Annotated in this window: 25 protein-coding genes, 1 pseudogene and 1 riboswitch; of the genes and pseudogenes, 18 read left to right on the plus strand and 8 right to left on the minus strand. The window is 41.3% G+C overall.

The annotated features are described in order from the left end of the window. Window positions 1-2: 2 nt before the first annotated feature. The 8 genes from queD (at window position 3) to NYE23_RS08950 (ending at window position 6,538) form a co-directional block, all read left to right on the plus strand. Entirely contained in the window at window positions 3-479 is a 477-nt protein-coding gene (queD, locus tag NYE23_RS08915) for a 6-carboxytetrahydropterin synthase QueD (RefSeq protein WP_341077185.1), read from the plus strand. Then, window positions 472-1,203 carry a 7-carboxy-7-deazaguanine synthase QueE gene (queE, locus tag NYE23_RS08920; protein ID WP_341077187.1) on the plus strand — a complete coding sequence of 244 codons (732 nt, stop codon included), beginning with the start codon at window positions 472-474 and terminating at the stop codon, window positions 1,201-1,203. The genes queD and queE overlap by 8 nt, the downstream gene beginning before the upstream one ends. 146 nt (window positions 1,204-1,349) lie before the next feature. Further along, window positions 1,350-2,456, plus strand: coding sequence for an ABC transporter ATP-binding protein (locus tag NYE23_RS08925; RefSeq protein ID WP_341077189.1), 1,107 nt, complete (start codon window positions 1,350-1,352; stop codon window positions 2,454-2,456). Beyond that, entirely contained in the window at window positions 2,446-3,249 is an 804-nt protein-coding gene (locus NYE23_RS08930) for an ABC transporter permease (RefSeq protein ID WP_341077192.1), read from the plus strand. The genes NYE23_RS08925 and NYE23_RS08930 overlap by 11 nt, the downstream gene beginning before the upstream one ends. After that, on the plus strand, window positions 3,250-4,053 hold the full coding sequence (locus tag NYE23_RS08935) for an ABC transporter permease (protein ID WP_341077194.1): 804 nt from the start codon (window positions 3,250-3,252) through the stop codon (window positions 4,051-4,053). Beyond that, the gene (locus tag NYE23_RS08940) at window positions 4,050-5,123 is read left to right on the plus strand and encodes an ABC transporter substrate-binding protein (protein ID WP_341077195.1); all 1,074 of its coding nucleotides are present in this window, start codon (window positions 4,050-4,052) and stop codon (window positions 5,121-5,123) included. The genes NYE23_RS08935 and NYE23_RS08940 overlap by 4 nt, the downstream gene beginning before the upstream one ends. A gap of 88 nt (window positions 5,124-5,211) precedes the next feature. Beyond that, the gene (locus tag NYE23_RS08945; RefSeq protein ID WP_341077196.1) at window positions 5,212-5,985 is read left to right on the plus strand and encodes a divergent polysaccharide deacetylase family protein; all 774 of its coding nucleotides are present in this window, start codon (window positions 5,212-5,214) and stop codon (window positions 5,983-5,985) included. Window positions 5,986-6,385: 400 nt separating this feature from the next. Next, the gene (locus NYE23_RS08950; protein WP_113880971.1) at window positions 6,386-6,538 is read left to right on the plus strand and encodes a lmo0937 family membrane protein; all 153 of its coding nucleotides are present in this window, start codon (window positions 6,386-6,388) and stop codon (window positions 6,536-6,538) included. A 116-nt stretch (window positions 6,539-6,654) separates the two neighbouring features. Here the strand turns inward: NYE23_RS08950 and NYE23_RS08955 are convergent, their stop codons facing one another. Further along, window positions 6,655-8,385, minus strand: a complete 1,731-nt coding sequence (locus NYE23_RS08955; protein ID WP_341077199.1) for an AAA family ATPase — start codon at window positions 8,383-8,385, stop codon at window positions 6,655-6,657. A gap of 266 nt (window positions 8,386-8,651) precedes the next feature. Continuing rightward, window positions 8,652-8,754: riboswitch (TPP riboswitch) on the plus strand. Window positions 8,755-8,822: 68 nt separating this feature from the next. Here NYE23_RS08955 and thiT point away from each other — a divergent pair. The 3 genes from thiT to NYE23_RS08970 all read left to right on the plus strand — a co-directional run bounded on the left by thiT (window position 8,823) and on the right by NYE23_RS08970 (window position 10,149). After that, window positions 8,823-9,422 (plus strand): energy-coupled thiamine transporter ThiT, encoded by a 600-nt coding sequence (gene thiT, locus NYE23_RS08960; RefSeq protein ID WP_341077201.1) that lies wholly within the window; start codon window positions 8,823-8,825, stop codon window positions 9,420-9,422. 88 nt (window positions 9,423-9,510) lie between these two features. Continuing rightward, window positions 9,511-9,789 (plus strand): hypothetical protein, encoded by a 279-nt coding sequence (locus NYE23_RS08965; protein WP_341077204.1) that lies wholly within the window; start codon window positions 9,511-9,513, stop codon window positions 9,787-9,789. 120 nt (window positions 9,790-9,909) lie between these two features. After that, complete coding sequence (locus NYE23_RS08970; RefSeq protein WP_061791709.1) at window positions 9,910-10,149, plus strand: hypothetical protein; 240 nt, start codon at window positions 9,910-9,912, stop codon at window positions 10,147-10,149. Between the two features lie 35 nt (window positions 10,150-10,184). On the opposite strand, the gene qoxD is transcribed toward NYE23_RS08970, so the two are convergent. Genes qoxD through qoxA form a run of 4 tightly spaced genes read right to left on the minus strand, consistent with a single transcriptional unit; the run spans window position 10,185 to window position 14,044 of the window. Continuing rightward, window positions 10,185-10,490, minus strand: coding sequence for a cytochrome aa3 quinol oxidase subunit IV (qoxD, locus tag NYE23_RS08975; RefSeq protein WP_341077207.1), 306 nt, complete (start codon window positions 10,488-10,490; stop codon window positions 10,185-10,187). Continuing rightward, the gene (qoxC, locus tag NYE23_RS08980; protein WP_009334518.1) at window positions 10,491-11,096 is read right to left on the minus strand and encodes a cytochrome aa3 quinol oxidase subunit III; all 606 of its coding nucleotides are present in this window, start codon (window positions 11,094-11,096) and stop codon (window positions 10,491-10,493) included. Further along, on the minus strand, window positions 11,086-13,062 hold the full coding sequence (qoxB, locus tag NYE23_RS08985) for a cytochrome aa3 quinol oxidase subunit I (RefSeq protein WP_341077209.1): 1,977 nt from the start codon (window positions 13,060-13,062) through the stop codon (window positions 11,086-11,088). The genes qoxC and qoxB overlap by 11 nt, the downstream gene beginning before the upstream one ends. Next, entirely contained in the window at window positions 13,052-14,044 is a 993-nt protein-coding gene (qoxA, locus tag NYE23_RS08990) for a cytochrome aa3 quinol oxidase subunit II (protein WP_095242847.1), read from the minus strand. The genes qoxB and qoxA overlap by 11 nt, the downstream gene beginning before the upstream one ends. Window positions 14,045-14,417: 373 nt before the next feature. Here qoxA and NYE23_RS08995 point away from each other — a divergent pair, with 373 nt between their 5' ends. From NYE23_RS08995 to ltaE, 4 genes are all read left to right on the plus strand, one after another. Then, window positions 14,418-15,917, plus strand: a complete 1,500-nt coding sequence (locus NYE23_RS08995; RefSeq protein WP_341077211.1) for a spore germination protein — start codon at window positions 14,418-14,420, stop codon at window positions 15,915-15,917. Beyond that, entirely contained in the window at window positions 15,907-17,019 is a 1,113-nt protein-coding gene (locus NYE23_RS09000; protein WP_341077213.1) for a GerAB/ArcD/ProY family transporter, read from the plus strand. Before NYE23_RS08995 ends, NYE23_RS09000 begins: the two co-directional genes overlap by 11 nt. Next, on the plus strand, window positions 17,006-18,133 hold the full coding sequence (locus NYE23_RS09005; RefSeq protein ID WP_341077214.1) for a Ger(x)C family spore germination protein: 1,128 nt from the start codon (window positions 17,006-17,008) through the stop codon (window positions 18,131-18,133). Before NYE23_RS09000 ends, NYE23_RS09005 begins: the two co-directional genes overlap by 14 nt. Window positions 18,134-18,248: 115 nt before the next feature. Next, window positions 18,249-19,280: a low-specificity L-threonine aldolase gene (gene ltaE / locus NYE23_RS09010; protein ID WP_341077215.1), complete on the plus strand. Its 1,032-nt coding sequence runs from the start codon at window positions 18,249-18,251 to the stop codon at window positions 19,278-19,280. A 45-nt stretch (window positions 19,281-19,325) separates the two neighbouring features. Here the strand turns inward: ltaE and NYE23_RS09015 are convergent, their stop codons facing one another. Further along, entirely contained in the window at window positions 19,326-19,502 is a 177-nt protein-coding gene (locus NYE23_RS09015) for a hypothetical protein (protein ID WP_341077217.1), read from the minus strand. A 152-nt stretch (window positions 19,503-19,654) separates the two neighbouring features. On the opposite strand from NYE23_RS09015, the gene NYE23_RS09020 reads away from it, so the two are divergent. Both NYE23_RS09020 and NYE23_RS09025 read left to right on the plus strand, forming a co-directional pair. Then, window positions 19,655-19,921: a hypothetical protein gene (locus tag NYE23_RS09020; protein ID WP_341077218.1), complete on the plus strand. Its 267-nt coding sequence runs from the start codon at window positions 19,655-19,657 to the stop codon at window positions 19,919-19,921. 116 nt (window positions 19,922-20,037) lie between these two features. Beyond that, window positions 20,038-20,508 (plus strand): annotated as a pseudogene (locus tag NYE23_RS09025) (CAP domain-containing protein); the annotation flags it as partial. A gap of 13 nt (window positions 20,509-20,521) precedes the next feature. Here the strand turns inward: NYE23_RS09025 and NYE23_RS09030 are convergent. Next, entirely contained in the window at window positions 20,522-20,668 is a 147-nt protein-coding gene (locus NYE23_RS09030; RefSeq protein WP_341077221.1) for a hypothetical protein, read from the minus strand. Window positions 20,669-20,929: 261 nt separating this feature from the next. On the opposite strand from NYE23_RS09030, the gene NYE23_RS09035 reads away from it, so the two are divergent. After that, on the plus strand, window positions 20,930-21,058 hold the full coding sequence (locus NYE23_RS09035; protein ID WP_258750318.1) for a hypothetical protein: 129 nt from the start codon (window positions 20,930-20,932) through the stop codon (window positions 21,056-21,058). A gap of 44 nt (window positions 21,059-21,102) precedes the next feature. Here NYE23_RS09035 and NYE23_RS09040 read toward each other — a convergent pair whose 3' ends face one another. Next, on the minus strand, window positions 21,103-22,044 hold the full coding sequence (locus NYE23_RS09040; protein ID WP_341077227.1) for a DMT family transporter: 942 nt from the start codon (window positions 22,042-22,044) through the stop codon (window positions 21,103-21,105). Window positions 22,045-22,122: the final 78 nt, after the last annotated feature.

Raw genomic sequence — 22,122 nt, forward strand, 5'->3', positions numbered from 1 at the left:
CCATGTACGGATTTAGGATTGTTGAAAAACTCCAAAAGATCAATGAAGACATTAAGCCGGATCAGCTGAAATACCACCATAAGCGTGTAATGGTCAGCAAGGAATTCACTTTTGATTCAGCCCATCATCTGCATTGCTATGAAGGCAAATGTAAAAACCTGCATGGCCACACCTATAAGGTGATTTTTGGCATAAGCGGATTCGTGGATGACAGAGGGTTAATGATTGATTTCGGCGACATAAAAGAAATCTGGAAAAATGAGATTGAGGTATTTCTTGACCACAAGTATCTGAATGAAACGCTGCCCCCTATGAATACGACAGCCGAGAATATGGTTGTTTGGATTTATGAAAAAATGCAAGAAAGCCTGCAAAACAGAATAGAGCAATATGACGGTGCAAGAGTTGAATTTGTGCGCCTTTTTGAAACTCCTACAAGCTATGCTGAAGCAAGAAGGGAGTGGATGGAGATTGAGTAAGATTCCTGTACTGGAAATCTTCGGGCCGACCATTCAGGGGGAAGGAATGGTGATTGGCCAGAAAACGATGTTCGTCCGTACAGCAGGCTGTGATTATTCCTGCAGCTGGTGTGATTCCTCCTTTACCTGGGATGGAAGTGCGAAGGACAGCATCCGCCAAATGGAACCGGATGAAATTTGGAAGGAGCTTAAAGAACTCGGCGGGGACGGATTTTCTTTCGTAACCATTTCGGGCGGCAATCCGGCTCTTCTGAAAAATTTGGGTGAATTAATTTCTCTGCTTAAAGCTGATCGTATTAAGCTCTGCCTAGAAACACAGGGAAGCCGCTGGCAGGATTGGTTTTATGAAATTGATGAACTGACCTTGTCCCCAAAGCCGCCGAGTTCAGGCATGAATACGGACTTCGATGTGCTCGATCTGATCGTGAATAAACTGCAGGCCTGCAGAAGGGAAGATCAGCAGTTCTCTCTGAAGATCGTTGTTTTTGATGATGCGGATTATGAATATGCCAAAAACGTGTATCAGCGCTATCCAGGGGTTCCGTTTTATCTGCAAGTGGGAAATGATGATACGGTAACAGCAGACGACAGGAATTTACTGCAGAGGCTGCTTGATAAATATGACTGGCTTATTGAAAAAACGATTCATGACAGTGAGCTGAAAGATGTGAAAGTACTTCCGCAGCTGCATACCTATGTATGGGGCAATAAGCGGGGAGTGTAGCATCCGGAAATCCCGCATTCAAGATGCGGGGTTATTTTTGTTATGTAAGTTGCAATATATGACAGATTCCGGGCAATTTATGATATTATACGTTTGAACTTAACAAGGCATACATACTGTAAATTTCTATAGATAGGGAGAGTTAGATGACAGATAACACCATTATCCGTTTTAATTCGGTGACAAAAAGATATGATAATGACCCACCTGTTTTAAAAAATGTCAGCTTCGAAATTGAACGCGGGAAGTTCTATACCCTGTTGGGGCCATCGGGCTGCGGCAAAACGACGATTTTGCGGCTGATTGCCGGCTTTACTGAACCTTCTGAGGGGGATATTTATTTTAATGGAAAAATCATTAATCTTGTTCCCGCCAACAAAAGACAAGTAAATACGGTTTTTCAGGATTACGCCCTGTTTCCGCATCTGAATGTTTATGAAAACATTGCATTCGGCTTAAAAATCAAAAAAATGAAGAAAGCGGATATCGAGAAGAAAGTAAAAGAAGCACTGAGGTTTGTAAATCTTGAAGGCTATGAAAACCGGGAAATTAAAGAAATGTCAGGCGGGCAGCGCCAGCGTGTTGCCATCGCAAGGGCCATTGTCAATGAGCCTGAGGTCATTCTCCTGGATGAGCCCCTATCCGCACTTGACCTGAAGCTGCGTACTGAAATGCAGTATGAGCTTAGGGAACTGCAGAGAAATCTTGGCATCACATTTATTTTCGTTACACATGACCAGGAGGAAGCACTGGCCATGTCAGATGAAATCTTCGTGCTTAACAGCGGAAGCATCGAGCAGAGCGGAACTCCTACTGATATTTATGACGAGCCGATCAATCGCTTTGTAGCTGATTTTATTGGGGAATCCAATATTGTTGCCGGAACGATGATCAAGGATTATCAGGTACAGTTTGCCGGGAAGTTATTTGAGTGTGTTGACGGAGGCTTTGAGCCGAATGAAGAAGTTGAGATCGTGATCCGGCCTGAAGACCTCGCTATTACAGCCCCGGATGATGGGAAGCTGAAGGTTAAAGTTGACTCCCAGCTTTTCAGGGGAGTGCATTATGAGATTAGCTGCTATGACAGCGATGGCAATGAGTGGCTCGTCCATTCAACCAAAAAAGCGACCGTTGGAGATCTAATTGGCCTTCATTTCGACCCTGAAGCCATTCACGTCATGAGGCATGGGGAAACCGAAGAGGAATTTGATAAGCGTCTGGAAGCTTATGAAGAGGGAAGCCATGAGAACTAATTCCCGCAATTTTTATTTAATTCCTTATGTGCTTTGGATTGCCCTCTTTGTTGTGACACCTTTGCTTCTTGTCCTATATTATTCGTTCTTTGATATTGAAGGGCATTTCACATTTGAGAATTATCGGAAATTCTTTACGCCTGTTTATTTAAAGATGACTCTCAGCTCTTTTTGGTATGCTTTTTTAATAACGTTATTTTCATTGCTGATCGCATATCCAACAGCCTACTTGCTTACGAAAACGAAGCATAAGCAGTTGTGGCTCTTACTGATCATCCTGCCATCCTGGATTAATCTGCTTTTGAAAGCGTATGCTTTCCTTGGCATCTTCGGGACATATGGCGCTGCTAATAGCTTTCTGGAAGCGATGGGAATTGGCGGAAGGCAAATCCTGTTTACGGATTTCAGCTTTATCTTTGTGTCGGTCTATATTTTTCTTCCTTTTATGATATTGCCGATATTTAATTCTTTGGATGAATTGAATCCGACGCTTTTGGATGCTTCCAATGATTTGGGCGGTTCTTCCTGGGTAACATTCAAGCGTGTTATCTTTCCGTTGACACTGGATGGCGTGAAAGCAGGATGCCAGATTGTCTTTATCCCTGCTTTATCATTATTCATGCTGACAAGACTGATTGCAGGAAACCGTGTCATCACTCTTGGAACCGCCATTGAGCAGCATTTTCTTGTGACACAGGATTGGGGAATGGGCTCTACCATTGCCGTCTTCCTGATTATTGCCATGGTGCTCATTATGGTGCTGACAGGCAGAAGAAAGCGGGGGATCCTATAAATGAAAAATAACAGGAAATGGCCGGCAGTTTATTTGGCTCTTATCTTTATCATCCTGTACGCCCCGATCTTTTATTTGATCTTTTATTCATTCAACAGCGGAGGGACCATGTATCAGTTCGAAGGATTTACTTTGGATTGGTATCGGGAGCTGTTTGCGGATACCCGATTGCTCATCATTGTTCTGAACACGGTTATTATTGCTCTTTTATCTGCAGCGATATCCACCATCATTGGAGTAGCCGGGGCACTTGCGATTGCTTATGCACGAAAGCGCAGAGTGAAAAACACACTGTTGTCATTGAATAATGTGCTGATTGTCAGTCCGGATGTTATTATTGGCGCGTCGTTTTTAATTCTCTTTACGATGATTGGACTTAAGCTTGGATTTGTATCTGTTTTACTGGCACACATTGCCTTCAGTGTTCCGATTGTCGTCCTGATGGTTTTGCCGAAGATTGAAGAGATGAACACCTCGATGATTTATGCTGCCATGGATCTTGGTGCCAGCAGGTTGGATGTACTGACTAAGGTCATACTCCCTTATATCACTCCTGGAATTTTCGCAGGCTTTTTCATGGCCCTGACCTATTCCCTGGATGATTTTGCCGTCACTTTCTTTGTTACAGGTAATGGCTTTACCACTTTGTCTGTTGAGATTTATTCACTGGCAAGAAGGGGAGTTTCACTAAATATTAATGCTTTATCCGCTTTGCTTTTCCTATTTACCATCATTCTGGTTACAGGCTATTACTTTATTACAAAGCGCAATGAGAAACCGAATGGAATGGGGGTAAGGCAATGAAGAAGCTGATTCAGGCGCTCGCCGCCGTATTAATCGTTTCATTTGCCTTGTTGTACATCGTTTCCGGACTGAATTCCTCCCAGGGCTACACAAGCGGCAATACATTGACCATTTTTAACTGGGGCGATTATATTGATGCAGACCTGGTGGATAAGTTCGAACAGGAAACAGGCATTAAAGTCATCTATGAAACATTTGATTCCAATGAAGCGATGATGACGAAAATTGAACAGGGCGGCACAGCCTATGATATTGCAGTTCCATCAGAATATGCGATTGAAAAAATGAAAGAGGAAAACCTGCTTTTGCCGGTTGATCATTCTAAAATTCCAAACCTGAAATATATTGATCCGCGTTTTATGGACCTGCCTTTTGATCCTGAAAATGAGTTTTCGATCCCCTATTTCTGGGGCACAGTCGGAATTCTTTATAACACCGATATTTTGGGCGATAAAAAAATCACGAGCTGGAATGACCTATGGGATCCTGAATTAAAGAACCAGATCCTGCTGATTGATGGGGCACGGGAAGTAATGGGCATGGGGCTCAACAGTCTGCATTATTCTCTGAATGACAAAAATAAAGACCATTTGATCGAAGCTAAAGAAAAACTCGATCGTCTTACTCCTAACATTAAAGCCATTGTGGGTGATGAAATCAGAATGCTGATGGAAAATGATGAAGCCGGCATTGGCGTGGTCTGGTCCGGCACGGCACAGGAACTCATGTGGGAGAAGGATAATCTTGAATATGTAGTTCCGGAAGAAGGCTCCAATTTGTGGTTTGATAATATGGTCATCCCTAAGACTGCCCAAAACCCGGAAGCGGCCCATCAGTTCATGAATTTCATCCTTGATCCGGAAAATGCAGCGCAGAATACAGAATACGTGGGGTATTCAACGCCAAATAAAGAGGCGCTGAAATATATGGACGAAGAAACAATCTCTGATGAACGTTTTTATCCGGATGAAGAAATGACAGCCCGGCTGGAGGTTTATGAGAACCTTGGAAAAAGGATGCTCGCTTATTATAATGAGCTTTTCCTTGAATTTAAAATGCATAAGAAATAGGGTACTGCCAGGATTAATATCCTGGCAGTTTTTGCATTGGAACGGTTTTAAGAAATCAGGGAATGCTAGCGCAAAGGAGGATGGAAAAATGAAGAGATTCATCAGCATATTTTTATTGATTTTTTCATTCGGAAGTATAGCAACTCCCATAAGTGCTGCCTATCAAAAACCTGAATTGGCCATTGTCATTGACGATCTTGGGAACAATATGAAGGGAACAAAAGAAATGATGGAACTGCCGGTGACCTTGACGGCTGCCATAATGCCCTTTATGCCAACGACAAAAGAAGATGCAGAACTGGCTAATAAAAATGGGCATGAAGTAATCGTTCATATGCCGATGGAGCCGAAAAGAGGAAAACGGAGCTGGCTTGGGCCGGGTGCAATCACAACAGATTTAACCGATGAGGAAATCCGCAGCAGAGTAGAGAGCGCCATTAAAGAAGTGCCCCATGCGGTCGGCATGAATCATCATATGGGTTCAAGAGCCACTGAAAATGAACGGGTCATGAGGGTTGTCCTTGAAGTATGTAAAGAACACGGTTTATTTTATCTCGACAGCAAAACAACCGGAAAAAGCGTTGTCGGCAAGCTGGCAGATGAAATTGGAGTCCCTTATGTCGAAAACAATATTTTCTTCGATGATATTTACACGACAGCACATATCACAAAACAGGCAGACAGACTTGCTGAAAAACTTGTGAAAAACGAACGCATCATCGCAATCGGCCATGTCGGCATCACAGGTACAAAGATGGTTAGTGTGCTAAAAGAGTATATACCTGTATATAAAGAGAAAGCCCAAATTGTTCCGCTGTCAGAATTGATTCCAGGCTACGAACTTATTGACGATGGACCATAAAGTGAAACTTCAATCTGTGGGGGTCTTACTGCCCGTTAGGCTGCGATAAAAAAAATAAAAGCTGCAAGCCATGAACGGTTTGCAGCTTTAATGGTGTGTGAAAGTGGTCTAATGGTGGTATAGGTACTGTCACCTATACAGGTGGCCGCCCACATTCCGGTCTGGTTAGTCCCGCAACGATGGCGTTTAGAAGAGGTGGGCGGCCGTGGATATAGTATATGCAAAGATGGTGAAAGGATGCAAATACTGCTGATGAAAAATAATGGCTTTTGAAAAACTTTCAGGATTAAAATATCAATCCATTGCAAAACATAACAATGTCAGTATTTCAGCAAGTAAGGCATATTCATGCCTTTAAAGGGGTATGTAAGGAATAAATCAAAAGGAAGGGGTGACCTGTATGCTTTGGACCTTAGCAGGTATTCTGCTTGTATTATGGATTCTCGGATTAATATTTAAAGTAGCTGGAGGCATTATTCATATTCTGCTGGTAATAGCAGCGATCATCATTGTGGTTAACTTTATTAGAGGAAGAGCATCCGGCAGGGGATAGCAGGAAAAGCCTTCATAAAACATGGAGGCTTTTCAAAATGAGTTTACATAATATTATTATATAAAACTAATAAAAGACCAAATAATACCGGCCCCCTGAAAAGTGGCCGGTTCCGATCAAGCTATAACCAATTCTGCCTTCAATTCTCCAGCAATCTCCTGTACTTCACTGCCTTCCAATGTTTCTTTCTCCAGAAGGGCTTCTACCAATTTCTCAAATTGAGGCTGATGATTTGCGATAATCAATTCGCATCTTTCTAATGCTTTTTGGAATAGATCCTGCATTTTAGCTTCTTTTTGTCCTTTGTTGAAGGTAAGCTCGAAGCCGTTATCAAGTAAACCGGTATCAACCATTTGCTCTATGATATGCTTCGCTTGTTTAACATCACCGCTTACCCCAATGCTGTGCTCGCCAAGAATCATTCTTTCTGATACTCCGCCAGCGAGAATCATCGCAACCTGGTCAAGCAATTCACTTGTTGTCGATAAGTGAAGTTCTTTTTGAATAGGAGCTACATATCCAAGTGCTTCGCCACGCGGAATGATGGTTGCTTTCCGGACAGAACCCGGTTTTGTTAAGGCAGCCACTAATGCATGGCCAGCTTCATGAATGGCAACCCGCTGCTTCGTCCCGGCATCCTGTAAAGCACGGGTGGTGGTTCCCAAAATAGTGCGGTCCAGCGCATAATCCAAATCTTCTTTTGAGATAATTTCCTGGCCGTTGCGGACAGCTCTGCGGCTTGCCGTTTCGAAAAGGGAATGGAGGTCTGCTCCTGAAAAACCGGAAGTGCTTTCTGCCAGATCGCCAAGAGTTGTCATAACATCTTCAGCCAGTAACTTATTTCGTGTATGAATATTTATTATCTCTCTTCGGCCCCTTGTATCTGGAAGAGGGACGTTGAAGGAGAAGTCAATCCGTCCAGGACGCAGGAATGCTTCGTCGAGCATATCCTTCCGGTTGGTGGCGGCAATAAATAATATTCCATCATTGGAATGTCCGCCGTCCAGCTGGACCAGAAGTTCAGTTAACGTTTTTTCGCTTTCTTCTCCGCCATGCTGCTTTCTTCGTCCTGCAAGTGCATCCACTTCGTCAATAAAGACGACAGCAGGAGCATGCTTTCTGGCATTCTGGAAAAGGTTTCTGACACGGGATGCACCAACGCCAACGAATAATTCATTAAACCCGGAACCGCTAGTAGAAAAGAAAGTTGCTCCCAGTTCCTTGGCGATTGCCTGAGCCAGCAATGTTTTTCCCGTTCCGGGAGGTCCGTATAAAAGAATACCCTTCGGCGGCTTGATCCCCATTTTTAAGGAGCGCTCAGGTTCCTTTAAAATGGAAAGAGTCTGCATGATTTCCTCTTTCATTTCCTCCTGAATCCCGCCAACATCTTCAAGTGAAATGGAAGGAAGGGCTTTAGGCTTCGAGACACTTTGCTTCATTGTATTTGTTGCACCCATTCCGCCTTTTCCTGACTTAAACAGGTAAATTCCAATGGCTATGAACAGAAGGAGTATACCGCCGAGAATCCAGGGGGTATAAGGTCCTGTGGCTGCGAACGTATATTGTATATTATAGGTTTCTACTAATTTATCAACCATATCGCTGTTGGGAGGCACATGGGAGATGTACTCGCCATCAGGAGCTGTGATTAGAAGTTTCCCATTTTTATATTCCTGTACTGCAACAGTCTTTCCATCCTGGGAGGCTATAATTTTTTCCACAGAAGAAAACGGGACTGTCACATCCTTTTTTCCTGCTTGTACGGTCCAAATAACCGCCGCCAAAATCACCGTGACTACCAATGCAATAGAAATTATCGTCGAAGGCTTCTTGAGACGTGATTTCAACTAATTCCCTCCTCATTGAACATACCTACATTATAAGGAATTAAAATTGTTAATAAAAGGGTTTAACTCTTTTTAAACGTTGTAAATTATGGAAAAATAATTTTTTTTACTAGAATGTGTGCTACAACAGCGTTCAGATGCTATTAATTTGTGAAAAAATTGTGACAGGCACGGAGGATACCCGTTAGATACATTTAAAAACTTTTCACCAGGAACCCTTTTCACTTTTACCTATTTCATATATACTAAAAGCGGATAATTTAATAACGTGCCACAAGGGGAGCATATCGCTGAGAGTGAACAGTCCGCTGTTCTGACCCTTTGAACCTGTTAGTTAATGCTAGCGCAGGAATGTGGAATAATAAAAGGCAGATGTACTTTTCTGCCTGCTTGTTCTCCCTTGGGGTATCGTCATACGATTAAAGGGGGATTTTTTTATGAAAAAATTAAGCTTAACCGCGATGATAGAGGCTTCATTTTTTGCAGCCTTTGCTATCATTCTTGATTTTCTGCCATCCATCAAGCTGTCGCCATCCATCTCCATATCTGCCGCGATGATTCCGATTTTCATACTGGCTTTCAGGCGGGGCTTTAAGGTCAGCTTCATTGCTGGCCTCTTATGGGGGATTTTGCAGATTGCCATGGGGGATGCCTGGATTGCTACTCCGCTTCAGGCATTTATTGAGTATTTTGTGGCATTTGCCTGTATCGGTTTTGCCGGTTTGTTTTACCGCGTCATCCAAAATCAGCTGCGGGCAGGCAACAAGAAGAAGGCATTGGCATGGGTTGTCTTAGCCGTATTTGCCGGAAGCCTTGCCCGGTATTTCTGGCATTTCATAGCAGGTGTACTGTTCTTCGGAAGCTATGCGCCAAAAGGGATGTCACCGGTCCTTTTTTCCTTCCTGGCAAACGGGGCAACCATGCTTGGAGGGGCAATTCTCTGCTCGATCCTGGCCGTGTTAATTATTTCATCGGCACCTAGAATAATCATTCAAAAATCGGATCAAGGTCTTCAAACTCACAAGAATGCTTCCTGATAGAGCTGCCTCTTTGATATTTCAAAGAGGTTTTTTTATATTTTAGGAAATTGCTCCTGAAAAATGGGTATATTACTCAAAAAGGGGAGTGAAGACTTTGACCAATACATTGCAGGGAAACATTATCACAGGTGTATTTGATGCTGAAACCAGTGCCTTTGAAATCCAGAAAGTAAAAAGTTTCAGTACCCAGTCAGTCCTCAGCAAAAATCAGTGTGAAACTCTGTATAACTATCTATCACTTCATGAAGAGGATGAGGGAGGACAAATCATTACACTGTACGATCAAATGCCGCTCATGCTGACCCGGCAGGAAATATGCAGTCTGAAGAAAGATTTGGAGTACATTAAAAAGCTATATCAGTAGAAAAACGCTTTGCAGCTTGCAGAGCTTTTTTTTGACGAAAATAATTTTGACAAACTTGTGACAAAAAGTTTGACAAATTTGTGAACATAGTTAGAATATTAAGTATAAGGAGATGGGAGAATGACACTTCAACAGCAGCGCGTCTTGCATTTTTTTAGGAATATTACAGCTGCAGGCATTATATTAGGTTTTATTGTTTTTATTTCAAGCTTTTTTGTAAGCGGTATCACAGGAGAGTATGTGTTATCCATCGGCTTAAGCATTATGGTTTCTTCCATGCTGCTTTTCGGATTCGGATTTTTTATCAATGTAATGGAAGAAATGACAAAGGGAAGCAAGGGTATAAGACAATACAAATAAAACCGGCCTCCAGAGGGGGACCGGTTTTTTTGTACTTAATGAGCAGCGTGACCAGAGGTTAATACCCAAATGGACCCCACTACAATAACAATTACCATAAATACGGCATAAATCATATTCACTAAGTTCGTCTTGCCGTCTTCACCTTCTCTTAAGTGCATGAACATGAACAGCTGCATGCCTGCCTGAACGACAGCCAGTGAGCCGATGATCCACATGATCACTTTAAAAGAAAGGTTCGTTTTTAAAGCAATTCCTGCTGCTGCAAAAGTCAGCACAAGGGAAACAACAAATCCAATGACATGGCTTATCGGGAAGCTTTTTGATTGATGATGTTCCATTTAAGCCACCAGTCCTTTCAAATACACAAATGTGAAGATAAAGATCCAGACTACATCAAGGAAGTGCCAGTAAAGGCCGATAATAAACGTCTTTCTTGCTGTAGTAGGGGTAAGGCCTCTTTTTAGAAGCTGAATGATGACCATAGTTGCCCAGCCGATTCCCAAAGTTACGTGAGCTCCGTGTGTCCCCAGTAAAACAAATAAGCTGGAAAGGAATGCACTTGTCTGCATCGTTGCACCTTCATGGGCATAATGGATGAATTCATTAATCTCCATGAAGAGGAAGCCTGCGCCTAGAGCAAGGGTAATCACCAGCCAGGTGATTAGCCCTTTAAGGTTATGCCGGCGCATTTCAAAAATGGCAATGCCCATTGTAAAGCTGCTTGTCAGAAGGAGGACTGTCTGAATCATGACATCCTTGATGACAAAGATATCTTTATGTGTTGGTCCTCCTGCAAAGCGTTCATATAAAACTCCATATACTCCGAACAGAGTGGCAAACAGGACAATTTCAGCGCCAAGGAAAACCCAGAAGCCGAGAATATTCATGCGGTCCTGCTCAGTTTGATATTCAAGCGGCAGAGACGTATCCACTTTAGCTGACATGATCGTGCACCTCTCCTTCTGTTTTTCTCCACGCGTTTTCAATTCGGTGAATTTCTTCTTTTGAAACATGGAAACCTTCGTTGTAATCGAATGAACGGATAATCAATCCTGCAAATATGCCGATACCGGCAACAGCCGCAGCGATGTGCCATTCAAACACAAGTAGGAAACCTGCGATGCCAAAGATAACACCCATATAAATCGGCAGCCATGAGTTGCTTGGCATATGAATTTCTTCAATTTCACTGTCATGCAATGTTAAGCCTTCATTCTTTTTCTTCATGTGCCAGAATGGATCAAGAGATTTCACTTCAGGCAGCTTCGCAAAGTTATAGAATTGAACAGGTGATGCAGTAGACCATTCCAGTGTTCTTGCATCCCATGGATCGCTTGAGATGTTTCTGTCCGCATAGCGGATGCTCCAGTAAATGTTATAGCAGAAAACAGCGAATCCGGCTGCGAGAACAATTGAACCAATGGCCGACAGCATGAATAAAGGTGCAAAGCCTGATTCGGCAGAGTATGTGTATGCACGTCTTACAGCTCCGTTTAATCCAAGGAAGAACATAGGCATGAATGTTACATTAAAGCCGATAACGAAAAGCCAGAAATGCCATTTTCCGAGTTTTTCATTCAGCATGAAGCCGAACATTTTTGGCCACCAGTAGTACAGGCCTGCAAATACCGCAAATACTACACCAGGAATTAATACATAGTGGAAGTGGGCAACCAGGAATAATGTATTGTGATACTGATAATCCGCTGCACCCATTGCCAGCATGACGCCTGTAACCCCGCCGATGACAAAGCAAGGAACGAATGCAAGTGCCCAAAGCATCGCAGACGTAATTTTTATGCGGCCTTTCCTCATCGTAAACAGCCAGTTGAACATCTTAACTCCAGTAGGTATGGCAATCGCCATCGTCGTGATGGAGAAGAATGAGTTAACTGCAGGTCCTGAACCCATTGTATAGAAATGGTGAACCCATACAACCATACTTAGAAGTGCAATTCCAAGGATGGAAAATACCATCGATTTATATCCAAACAATGATTTTCTTGAAAAAGTTGCAATGACTTCCGAGAAAATCCCGAAAGCAGGAAGGGCAACAATATATACCTCAGGGTGGCCCCATAGCCAGAAAAGGTTAGCCCAAAGCATATCCATGCCTCCGCCGGATACGGTAAAGAAGTGCGTTCCATATAGACGGTCAAACGTCATCAATGCCAATGCGACTGTGAAAATAGGGAAAGCCGCCACAATCAAAATGGATGTTACGAAAGTAGTCCACGTAAACATTGGCATTTTCATCAGTGTCATGCCTTTTGTTCTCATTTTCAAAATCGTGACGATAAAGTTTATACCTGTCATTAATGTACCGATACCGGCAATCTGCAGGGCAACTGCATAATAGTTATTACCGATTCCCGGACTGAATTCCTTGCCTGCAAGAGGGAAGTAGGAAGTCCATCCTGCATCAGGTGACCCTCCGATAACGAAGGAAATATTGAACAGCATAGCTCCGCTGAAGAACAGCCAGAAGCTTAGAGCGTTCAGCTGAGGGAAGGCAACATCACGCGCACCGATCTGCAGCGGAATGACAACGTTCATTAAACCAATCAAAAACGGCATTGCCATAAATAGAATCATAATCACACCGTGTGTTGTGAAAATTTCGTTGTAATGCTGGGAATTCAGGAATTCCATTTCAGGACGTGATGTCTGAGCTTTCATCAGCAACCCGTCCATCCCGCCGCGGAAAAACATCAATACGGCGGAGATGATATACATAATACCAATTTTTTTATGGTCAACTGTAGTCAGCCATTCTGTCCACAGGTATTTCCATTTTTTCAGATAGGTAATCCCTGCCACTGCACCAATCATTGTCAGCAAAATGGCAATCTGGGAACCTAGTATAAGGGGATCTCCCGTAATAAAAAACTCATCCCATTTAATGCCCATGATGGTCACCTCCATGGTTTTCTTCACTGTCATCATGGCCCTTATCTTCGCCATGACCTTCAATTACATTAGGTTTCTCATTTTTATAATTATCGTCTTCTTCGAATGTCTTGCCCTGATATCCATGGCCTCTGTAGAGTTCAGGATTTGTATATGCCTTAGAGTCAGGATCGGCATGATTCACCCATTCCAAATGAGTATTTGAATAGGTCAGCCTTCCTAGATGAGTAGGCTTCAGCAGCCCTACATATTCTTTCTCTGTCAATTTAGGCGCTGTATCCTTCACATCTTCAACCCATTGGTCAAAATCTTCCTGGGTTTGGGCAAGCACTTCAAATTTCATATCCGCATAGCCGCGGCCGTTAAAGTTCGTATTTTGACCTTCATAAGATCCAGGGTTGTCTGCAACAAGATATAATTCTGTTTCCATTTTCGGCATGGTGTACTTTTGTCCGCCAAGTGCAGGCACCCAGAAAGATTGCATAGTGCTTGCTGAAGTCATTTTGAAAAGTACAGGCCTATCTTCAGGAATATTGACATAGTTCACCGTCTCAATTCCTTCTTCTGGATAACTGAAAATCCATTTCCAGTCTGCAGATGTTACATGTATAGTAATTGGCTCTTTTTCTTCATAGCCTTTTGGTGCTTCTTCGAGAGCATAAAGTGTTTTTACGGTCGGGATTGTTAACGCAATGACAATCAAGATAGGAATCCCGGTCCAGATAATTTCAAGGAGTGTGCTTCCATGTTCCTCAGGCGGTTCATAATCCTTATTTTCTGGTTTCTCACGATATTTCCAGACGATGTAGCCGAATAATCCAAATACGACTACTACAACAAGAAGCATCCAGATCAGGGACCAGTTAATTAATTCGGTAATGCTTCTTGCAACAGGCCCCTGCGGTTCAAACACAACCATATTGCAGCCGCTGAGAATAAGCATCGGCAATATAGCTGTTAAAGAGAGCAGCATTTTCTTCATCTGATGTTTCATCTCCTTTAAACAAAAACTATTGTTAAATAATTCACAAATAATGTGCGTATTTTCACAAAGATGCAAAAAAAATATATAGCTGGAAAACTTGCACACCCTTGAAACACTTATTTAACTTAGTTATCACTGTGTAAATGATATTAACATAAGCAATTGTGAAAAGTTGTGACAAAACTTAGAAGGAAATTAATGTAAACCTCTGGTACAGCAATTCATTTTCTGCAAATAGCATTACAACAACGTTTTAATACCATAATCAATTTTTGAACAACTTTTGAACATTATTTTTAGTCAGTTTTTTCCAAGGAATTTTTATAATAATAAAGGAAAAAATATAAAAAATTTAGAATCGTGGTGCAGCATGAGGAACTTTCGCAGCCTGAAAATCAATAAAAACCGCAAACACAATAATAATACGGATCAATCTATTCAGCAGCCGCTATCTTTTGTGAACAAATTTGAAGAAACCCAGGATTTCAGGGAATGGAATATTCAAGTTAATGACCAAAAAATCAGGATATTTTACCTTGAATCTGTTGTATCAAAAGAAAAATTTTATGAGCTTGTATTTGTGCCCCTATCCAACTTAAAGGGGGAACATATTGAAGAGTTTTTGATTTCTCTCAACGGCCAGGAGACAAAAAATGAAGAAGAAATCATCAACTCTTTGTTAAAAGGCAGCTTTGCGGTCTGTCTTCCTGAATCACAGAAAATTTACTTGGCAAGCTTTCCAAAAGAGCTGGAAAGAACGATCCAGGAGCCTGTAAATGAAGTTGTAGTTAGAGGTTCGCATGATGGCTTTATAGAAAACCTGCAGACTAATATATTTCTGATCCGCAACCGCATCGAAAGTCCGGATTTAACTGTCAGGTATATGAATATTGGGACAAAGTCAAAAACGAAAATCTCGTTATTATATCTGAAAGGAATTGCAAATGAGGAAATTGTCAAAGAGATTGAGAGAAGACTTTCATTTATTAAAGCTGATATGATTATCAGTCCCGGTTATATTGAAGAGTTTATTGAGGATAATTCATTCAGTATATTCCCTCAAATCCTTAATACAGAACGTCCGGATCGTGTAATGGCAAATTTAACGGAAGGCAGGATTATCTTAATGGCTGAAGGCAGTCCTACTGCTTTAATTATGCCTGTAACGTTTGTTACTTTCTATCAGTCACCTGATGATTACAATAGCAGATGGATACCGGCAACATTTATCCGTGTTCTCCGGTTTGTGAGTTTTATCATAGCTATTACACTTCCGGGGATTTATATCGCCATTAATGCCTTCCATCTTGAAGTAATTCCCCATGAATTAGTGATTCCATTGAAAAATTCAGTTGAGGGAATACCGTATCCTCCATTATTGGAAGCGTTCATGATGGAATTGACCATTGAATTAATTCGTGAAGCCGGGATACGCCTTCCCAGGCCAATTGGGCAAACAATTGGTATAGTAGGTGGACTTGTCATTGGTGATGCGGTTGTCAATGCAGGGCTCATTTCCAATATTATGATTGTTGTGGTTGCTGTAACTGCAGTATCTTCCTTTGTGGTACCGTCAAATGAAATGAGCACAACCGTCCGGCTTCTTCGTTTTCCTCTAATGATCCTTGCTTCCATAATGGGCTTTGTCGGTTTAATGTTTGGAATCATCTTTATATTAATTGCACTTTGCAGACTGGAGTCTTTTGGCGTTCCGTATTTTGCCCCATTTGCACCATTTCGTCTAAATGAATTAAAAGACGCATTTATCAGAATTCCGCTTTGGATGATGAATAAACGCCCGGTAAGCTCTGGTGCCATTGATCTATTAAGGCAAAAAGATTCAAGAGGGTGGAAGAAGCATGAAGAATAAAGAATCAATCAATCTTCCTCAGTTCTTTTTTATCATCATTCAAACACAAATTGGAGTAGGCGTTTTATCTCTTCCCTACACAATGTATAAGGCTTCAAAGACAGACGGATGGATATCTTTAATGATTGCAGGGGTCTTTGTTCAGCTCATTCTGACAATGTACTATTTCCTGCTGAAAAAGTTCAATGGAAGTAATATTTTTGACATCGCTCAAGTAACAGCAGGAAAGATAATCGGAAAATTTCTTATATGCTTATATCTCTTTTATTTCTTATTGGTTGGAATAATGATCCTTTCGCTCTTTAACAAAATTATTGCCACATGGATACTGCCCAGAACGCCAAGCTGGGCAATTGGAGGCATGTTTTCATTTTTGGCCGCCGCCCTTTGCAGGGAGGGAATACGAGTCATTGGCCGGTTTTATACATTGGTCACACCCTTACTGCTGCTGCTGGTATTTTTGATCACATATACGTTAAAGGATGCAAATATATACTTTCTTTTTCCTATTGGAAAAGAAGGCATTAAGGATATTCTACTGGGTAGCAAGGAAGCTGTTATTGCTATGCTTGGCTTTGAGATGATTCTGGTTATTTATTCATTGGCAAATGGTGAACACAAGCGGAAGTACCTTATTATAACCGGTGCCAATGCGCTCATTACTTTACTTTACACATATCTGATCATTATCAACTTTATTTATTACAGTCCTGAAGAGATTGCGGTCGTACCTGAACCAATGTTATTTATCTTAAAGTCCTATTCGTTTAAAATCATCGAACGAACGGATTTATTCTTTTTGTCCATTTGGATTATTTCCGTGTTCACTTCTTTTGTGAGTTATCTTTATATGTCTGCAAAAAGTGCAAAAAAACTGATCCCCAAGGGGAAAAACCGCTTCTACGTTAATCTCTTTGCAGCTGTAATTTTTCTTGTTGCCAGTGGGATCAAGCCAATTACCGGCTTAACGGACAAGTTATCCCAACTGATGTCATATATCAGTTTACTTTTTATCATTATGATCCCTTTCCTTTTGCTGGTCTTTTCTTATGTATTCAAGAGAAAACAAAAAGGGGGCAGCAGCCGCTTTGACTACCATTAAAAGAATTCTTCCTGTCCTGATGATCAGCCTCTTCCTGACCGGCTGCTGGGACCAAAATTTATTAAAGGAAGTCAGGCTTTATATGAGTGCAAGCTTTGATCTTGAACCTGATGGCAGAATTCGTGATGGCGTTACATCACCAATTCTGGGTACAAGCCCGGATACACCATCAAAAGCCCGGTCAGAATTTCATTCAGCTGCGGGGAATACTCCAAGGGAAGCAAGAGTAAATATTGACAAAAAAGTATCCAAAAAGTTTGATGCTTCCAAATTAAGAGTAATGGTCATTGGGAGTGAACTGGCAAAGCAGGATATATATCCGGTTCTTGACGTTTTTTATCGAGATCCCAAAAGCTCCTTAAGTGCAAAAATCGCTATTGCTGAAGGAAGAGGCGATGAAATCATTAAGAGCAGGCTGCAGGAGGAAGAGAAGGTTAGTGATTATTTATATAACTTGATAGCAAGTGCAGAAATAGTATCATTTATTACAGAAGAAAATATCCAATCCATTTGCGCTGAGCTTTTTGATCCCGGAGAAGACTTCCTCTTGCCATATCTCGGCCTGACTACGGACAATGAAGTGGAGATCAAAGGCCTTGCCATGTTCAACGACAGGGCCTTTACCGGTGAAAATCTTAACGAATATGAGTCAAAAATGTTTATCCTGATGGATGATCAATTAGGAAAAAGTATGAGATTTACAAAAAAAGTGTCAAATAAAGAAGATAAAAGTCATTTAAACTTTATTTCATTCGATGTAATTAAGTCTTCAAGAAAATTAAAGCTTCAAACCAGCAACAATTCAATACAGGGTGCGGATATAAAAGTAAAATTGAAAATTAGTATTTCAGAGTTTCCTCAGGACAAGCTGGATAAGCAAGATAAAATTAAAAAATTGAATAAAAAATTATCTCGAGAACTGACCAAGGATGCAGAAAGGGCAATAAAAAAAATGCAGGCGGCAAATTGTGATGGTTTAGGCATCGGCAGAAGACTCATCGCCATGCACCCTTCCGTATGGGGATCAATACAATGGAAGGGCGATGTATACCCGAATCTGCCAATAAACGTAAAAGTTACTGTTGATATAGCCGGAAACGGCATTATCAACTAAGCTGAAAAAAATAACTATAAAGAGCCAGCAATGGCTCTTTCTTATTAATTGAAAAATACAGAATAGTACAGTAACATGAAGTAAAAATAATTATAGATAGAGACAGGGTGAGGACATGATTGATTTAAGAAGCGATACAGTCACAAAGCCGACTGAAGCTATGAGAAAAGCGGCTTATGAAGCGGAAGTTGGAGATGATGTTTATGGAGAGGATCCTTCAATAAATCAACTGGAGGAGACAGCTGCTAAAGTGCTGGGTAAGGAAGCAGCTCTTTTTGTAACAAGCGGAACACAGGGAAACCAGATCGCCATTTTAACACATTGCCGTCCAGGCAATGAAATTATTCTCGAGGCAGAAAGCCATATTTTTTATTATGAAAGCGGAGCTTCTTCTGCCTTTGCCGGTGTTCAGACAAGAACGATAAGCGGGACTAGAGGGGCAATGAATCCCTCTGATGTGGAATATGCCATTAGGGGAGAGGATCAGCATTTTCCTGAAACAGGCTTGGTTTGCCTTGAAAACACGCATAATAGAGCCGGCGGTGCCGTTATACCCATTGATAATATGAAAGAAATTCATAATATTGCAAAAGCAAATAACGTTCCTGTACATATAGATGGAGCAAGATTATTCAATGCCGCAGCAGCACTGAATCTCCCGGCTTCCGAATTAGCAAAGCATTGCGATACTGTCCAGGTATGCCTATCCAAAGGGCTTGGTGCTCCTGTCGGATCAATACTGGCAGGAAACAGAGATTTTATAACAGCCGCCAGAAAATGGCGCAAAAGACTCGGCGGGGGGCTCCGTCAGGCTGGCATCATAGCTGCTCCCGGTCTTATTGCTTTAACTCAAATGAGAGAACGCCTGGCAGAGGACCATGAAAATGCCCAATATCTTGCACAGCAGCTGGGCCAAATCAAAGGCATTGAAATTGTAAATCAAGTGGATACGAATATCCTTGTGGCAGATGTGAAAAATCTAAAGATGAATTCATCGGAATTTGTTGAAAAACTAAAAGCTGAAGGAGTTCTTTCAGGAACTTTCGGACCTAGTTATGTGCGTTTTGTTACGCACTATGATGTGAACAGAAACCAGCTTGAACAGGCCATTACAGCGATTCAAAAAACAGCTGATCAACTTATATAATCAGATAAAAAACGCATGCCATCTTCCGGCATGCGTTTTTTATATTTAGAAATATCTCTGCAGCGGTGCAGCAGTATAGTGCTGGGAATGAAAGTGACTCGGATGCCAAATGCTGTGATAGGGATATCCTTGTTGAATAGGCTGGCACCAGGGACCATACTGCTTCTGGGAATATCCGTAATAATGGGCACCATTCATTCCGGTAATAATATATTGCCTCAAAGAAATTCCTCCTTCTCATCACTTATAAATAAACTATGCAGATCCCTTTAAAGCGGCCTCTAAATGACTGCTTAATTTTTCCACCTATACTTTCCCTCTTACTCCGTATGATAAAAAAGTAAAACTAACAGTTTTTAAAGGAGAATAAGACCATGTTATTAAAGAGAAATTTTCTTCTCGGTATTTTCCTGATCCTAATACTTGCTGCATGTAATAATACTCAGCAGGGCATGGAATCAAGAAAGTTAACAGGAGATGACATGGAGGAAATTAGCAATGCCAATAATGTGAATGTGGACAGGGAAAGACGGGGAACAGCTCCGCTTGAATTACAAAAAGTAAATAATGGGTACCTCACTATTGATCCCAACTCTTACAGCATGCAACACCCAGCCAGGAATTCCCTCATAGCCAATTAGCTGATGATGGCGGCTTGCCATTATACCAATTTGGAAAGAGTCAGCAGCAAAATCAGGGAATGGAAGGCGGACAGGGTGAAGGGCGACAATTTGCTCAGCCGTTTGGCCAAAAGGGCCAGCAGCCGCAAGCACCTGCAGAAAACCCTCCACAGGAAGGAACAGGACAGGCGCCTCAAGGTGAACAGACACCAGCTGCACAAAATGATGAAATAAACAACTTTGAATCAAATGTAATTGAATTAACAAATGCAGAAAGAAAGAAAAATGGCCTTAATGCTTTAAAATCAGATAAACCATTAAGTGATGTGGCACAGGCGAAATCTAATGATATACAGCAGAAAAATTATTTTTCCCATACAAGTCCAACTTATGGTTCGCCTTTTGACATGATGAGGGATTTTGGGGTCAATTACAGTACGGCAGGCGAAAATATCGCCATGGGACAGCAGACCCCTGAACAAGTGGTTCAAGCATGGATGGAAAGTGAAGGACATCGGAAAAATATATTAAACGGCACCTTCACGCATATTGGTGTAGGATATACCGATGATGGACCTTACTGGACACAAATGTTTATTGCAAAATAAGGAAATCGGCGCATTAGCCGATTTCCTTTTTGTTGATTAAAGGTTCAAGCTGAGTTTTTATATCATCAAGCAGTTCATGGATGGTCATTTCTGTATCTGTTTGCCCTTTATCAAGAGCAGTTTCCAATAGCTTTGCAAATTCACTAAAGTTAGATTTCATAATAGACACCTTCAAACAGCAATGTATTTTATGACTCTATACCCTTTTAAGTTTTTTTAAAACTCACTATATATTCTATTAACCTGCCAGCTGAGGGGTGATAATAATGAACATCCATTCAGCCTTATGATTGATATCCCGTAAAGTCGGGTATTTAATACTGATAATATTTGTCGCCTGCCCCCATACCTGTCATTTGAACAGCGAATAGTATAGCAGGAAAGAAAATATAGATTAATTTGTTAAAATGGAGGTCTGGTTATGAGATTGGTGCAAATGGATATTGATCAGCTATTGGAATCTACATCTGAGATTGCCGAAGAAGATCTTGGCTATATGATCAGACAGGTGGAAATTGATCATTTATTAGAGCGTACCCAGGATTGGTAATATATAAAAGGAAACTCCCTTCAGCCAGAAGCTGAGGGGAGTTTTTAGGCGGAAAACATATCTTCTTGTGAAGGATTCTTTATCCGTAAAGATTTCCTGGAAGATAGGACTACGCCGAGAATCACAATTCCCCCGCCAATTATCTGATACAAATACAGTTTTTCCTGTGTAAAACTCAAGGCGAAGATAATAGCGAAAACAGGAAGCAGATTCAGAAAAACCCCCGCTTTGGCTGCTCCGATTCTGTGAACTCCAAAATTCCATGATAGAAAAGCCATAATGGAAGCCAGAAACCCAACATACAGCAAGATCCCTATAGAGGGAAGAGTGAAGACAGGTTTTGCTGCCTGAAGCCAAAAATATTCAATCAAGCTTATGGGCGCCAATAGTAAAATGCCAAGAAAAACCGATACATAAAAAGCAGAGAGCAAAGGCAGCACGTCTGCGTATTTTTTGCCAATCACAGAATACAAAGCCCACATAAAAACCGCTGCCAAAACGTAAATATCACCGGCATTTATTTTCCATGAAAGAAACACTTCAACTGATCCCTTTGATATAACATATAAAACCCCAAAGACTGACAGGAGGATTCCTGCTGCCTGGTGTGCCAGAAGCTTTTCTCTTAATAGAAATACGGCTAGCAGCGCGATAAATAGCGGAGTTGTACTATTTACGACTGACGCATTTATAGACGTGGTGTATTGCAGTGCAACATAAATGATTGTATTGTAACCGGCAATACCGGTAACGGCCAAAAGCAAAAGAATCTTCATATGCTTTCTTATAATATTCCAATCATTTTTAAGCTGCCTTATCATAAAAGGAGTTAAAAGCAGAAAGGCAATGATCCAGCGTATAAGTGAAAAAAAAACAGGCGGAAAATAATCAACACCAATTCTCCCTATAACAAAATTACCTCCCCATATCATATTAGCTAATATCAGCAATAGAAAGCCGTTTCTTTTCTTTCCCTCATCCAACAATAATGAAAACCTTCTTCCTCTATTTAATAAATAAAATTTTAACCTTACTATCAAGAAAATTCATTAATTTCAGAAGAA

The organism is Cytobacillus sp. FSL H8-0458, assembly GCF_038002165.1.
Taxonomy (GTDB): Bacteria; Bacillota; Bacilli; order Bacillales; family Cytobacillaceae; genus Cytobacillus.

Bases quoted from the DNA above. Each gene is read 5' to 3' on its own strand.
- NYE23_RS08970 (WP_061791709.1), top strand. From the start codon at position 9,910: ATGACACTTCAACAGCAGCGCGTCTTGCATTTTTTTAGGAATATTACA.
- qoxD (WP_341077207.1), bottom strand. From the start codon at position 10,490: ATGGAACATCATCAATCAAAAAGCTTCCCGATAAGCCATGTCATTGGA.
- NYE23_RS09030 (WP_341077221.1), bottom strand. From the start codon at position 20,668: ATGAAATCTAACTTTAGTGAATTTGCAAAGCTATTGGAAACTGCTCTT.
- NYE23_RS09035 (WP_258750318.1), top strand. From the start codon at position 20,930: ATGAGATTGGTGCAAATGGATATTGATCAGCTATTGGAATCTACATCT.
- qoxB (WP_341077209.1), bottom strand. From the start codon at position 13,062: ATGGGCATTAAATGGGATGAGTTTTTTATTACGGGAGATCCCCTTATA.
- NYE23_RS08925 (WP_341077189.1), top strand. From the start codon at position 1,350: ATGACAGATAACACCATTATCCGTTTTAATTCGGTGACAAAAAGATAT.
- thiT (WP_341077201.1), top strand. From the start codon at position 8,823: ATGAAAAAATTAAGCTTAACCGCGATGATAGAGGCTTCATTTTTTGCA.
- NYE23_RS08995 (WP_341077211.1), top strand. From the start codon at position 14,418: ATGAGGAACTTTCGCAGCCTGAAAATCAATAAAAACCGCAAACACAAT.
- qoxC (WP_009334518.1), bottom strand. From the start codon at position 11,096: ATGTCAGCTAAAGTGGATACGTCTCTGCCGCTTGAATATCAAACTGAG.
- NYE23_RS09020 (WP_341077218.1), top strand. From the start codon at position 19,655: ATGTTATTAAAGAGAAATTTTCTTCTCGGTATTTTCCTGATCCTAATA.
- ltaE (WP_341077215.1), top strand. From the start codon at position 18,249: ATGATTGATTTAAGAAGCGATACAGTCACAAAGCCGACTGAAGCTATG.
- NYE23_RS09000 (WP_341077213.1), top strand. From the start codon at position 15,907: ATGAAGAATAAAGAATCAATCAATCTTCCTCAGTTCTTTTTTATCATC.
- qoxA (WP_095242847.1), bottom strand. From the start codon at position 14,044: ATGAAGAAAATGCTGCTCTCTTTAACAGCTATATTGCCGATGCTTATT.
- queD (WP_341077185.1), top strand. From the start codon at position 3: ATGTACGGATTTAGGATTGTTGAAAAACTCCAAAAGATCAATGAAGAC.
- NYE23_RS08940 (WP_341077195.1), top strand. From the start codon at position 4,050: ATGAAGAAGCTGATTCAGGCGCTCGCCGCCGTATTAATCGTTTCATTT.
- NYE23_RS08950 (WP_113880971.1), top strand. From the start codon at position 6,386: ATGCTTTGGACCTTAGCAGGTATTCTGCTTGTATTATGGATTCTCGGA.
- NYE23_RS08935 (WP_341077194.1), top strand. From the start codon at position 3,250: ATGAAAAATAACAGGAAATGGCCGGCAGTTTATTTGGCTCTTATCTTT.
- NYE23_RS08945 (WP_341077196.1), top strand. From the start codon at position 5,212: ATGAAGAGATTCATCAGCATATTTTTATTGATTTTTTCATTCGGAAGT.
- NYE23_RS08930 (WP_341077192.1), top strand. From the start codon at position 2,446: ATGAGAACTAATTCCCGCAATTTTTATTTAATTCCTTATGTGCTTTGG.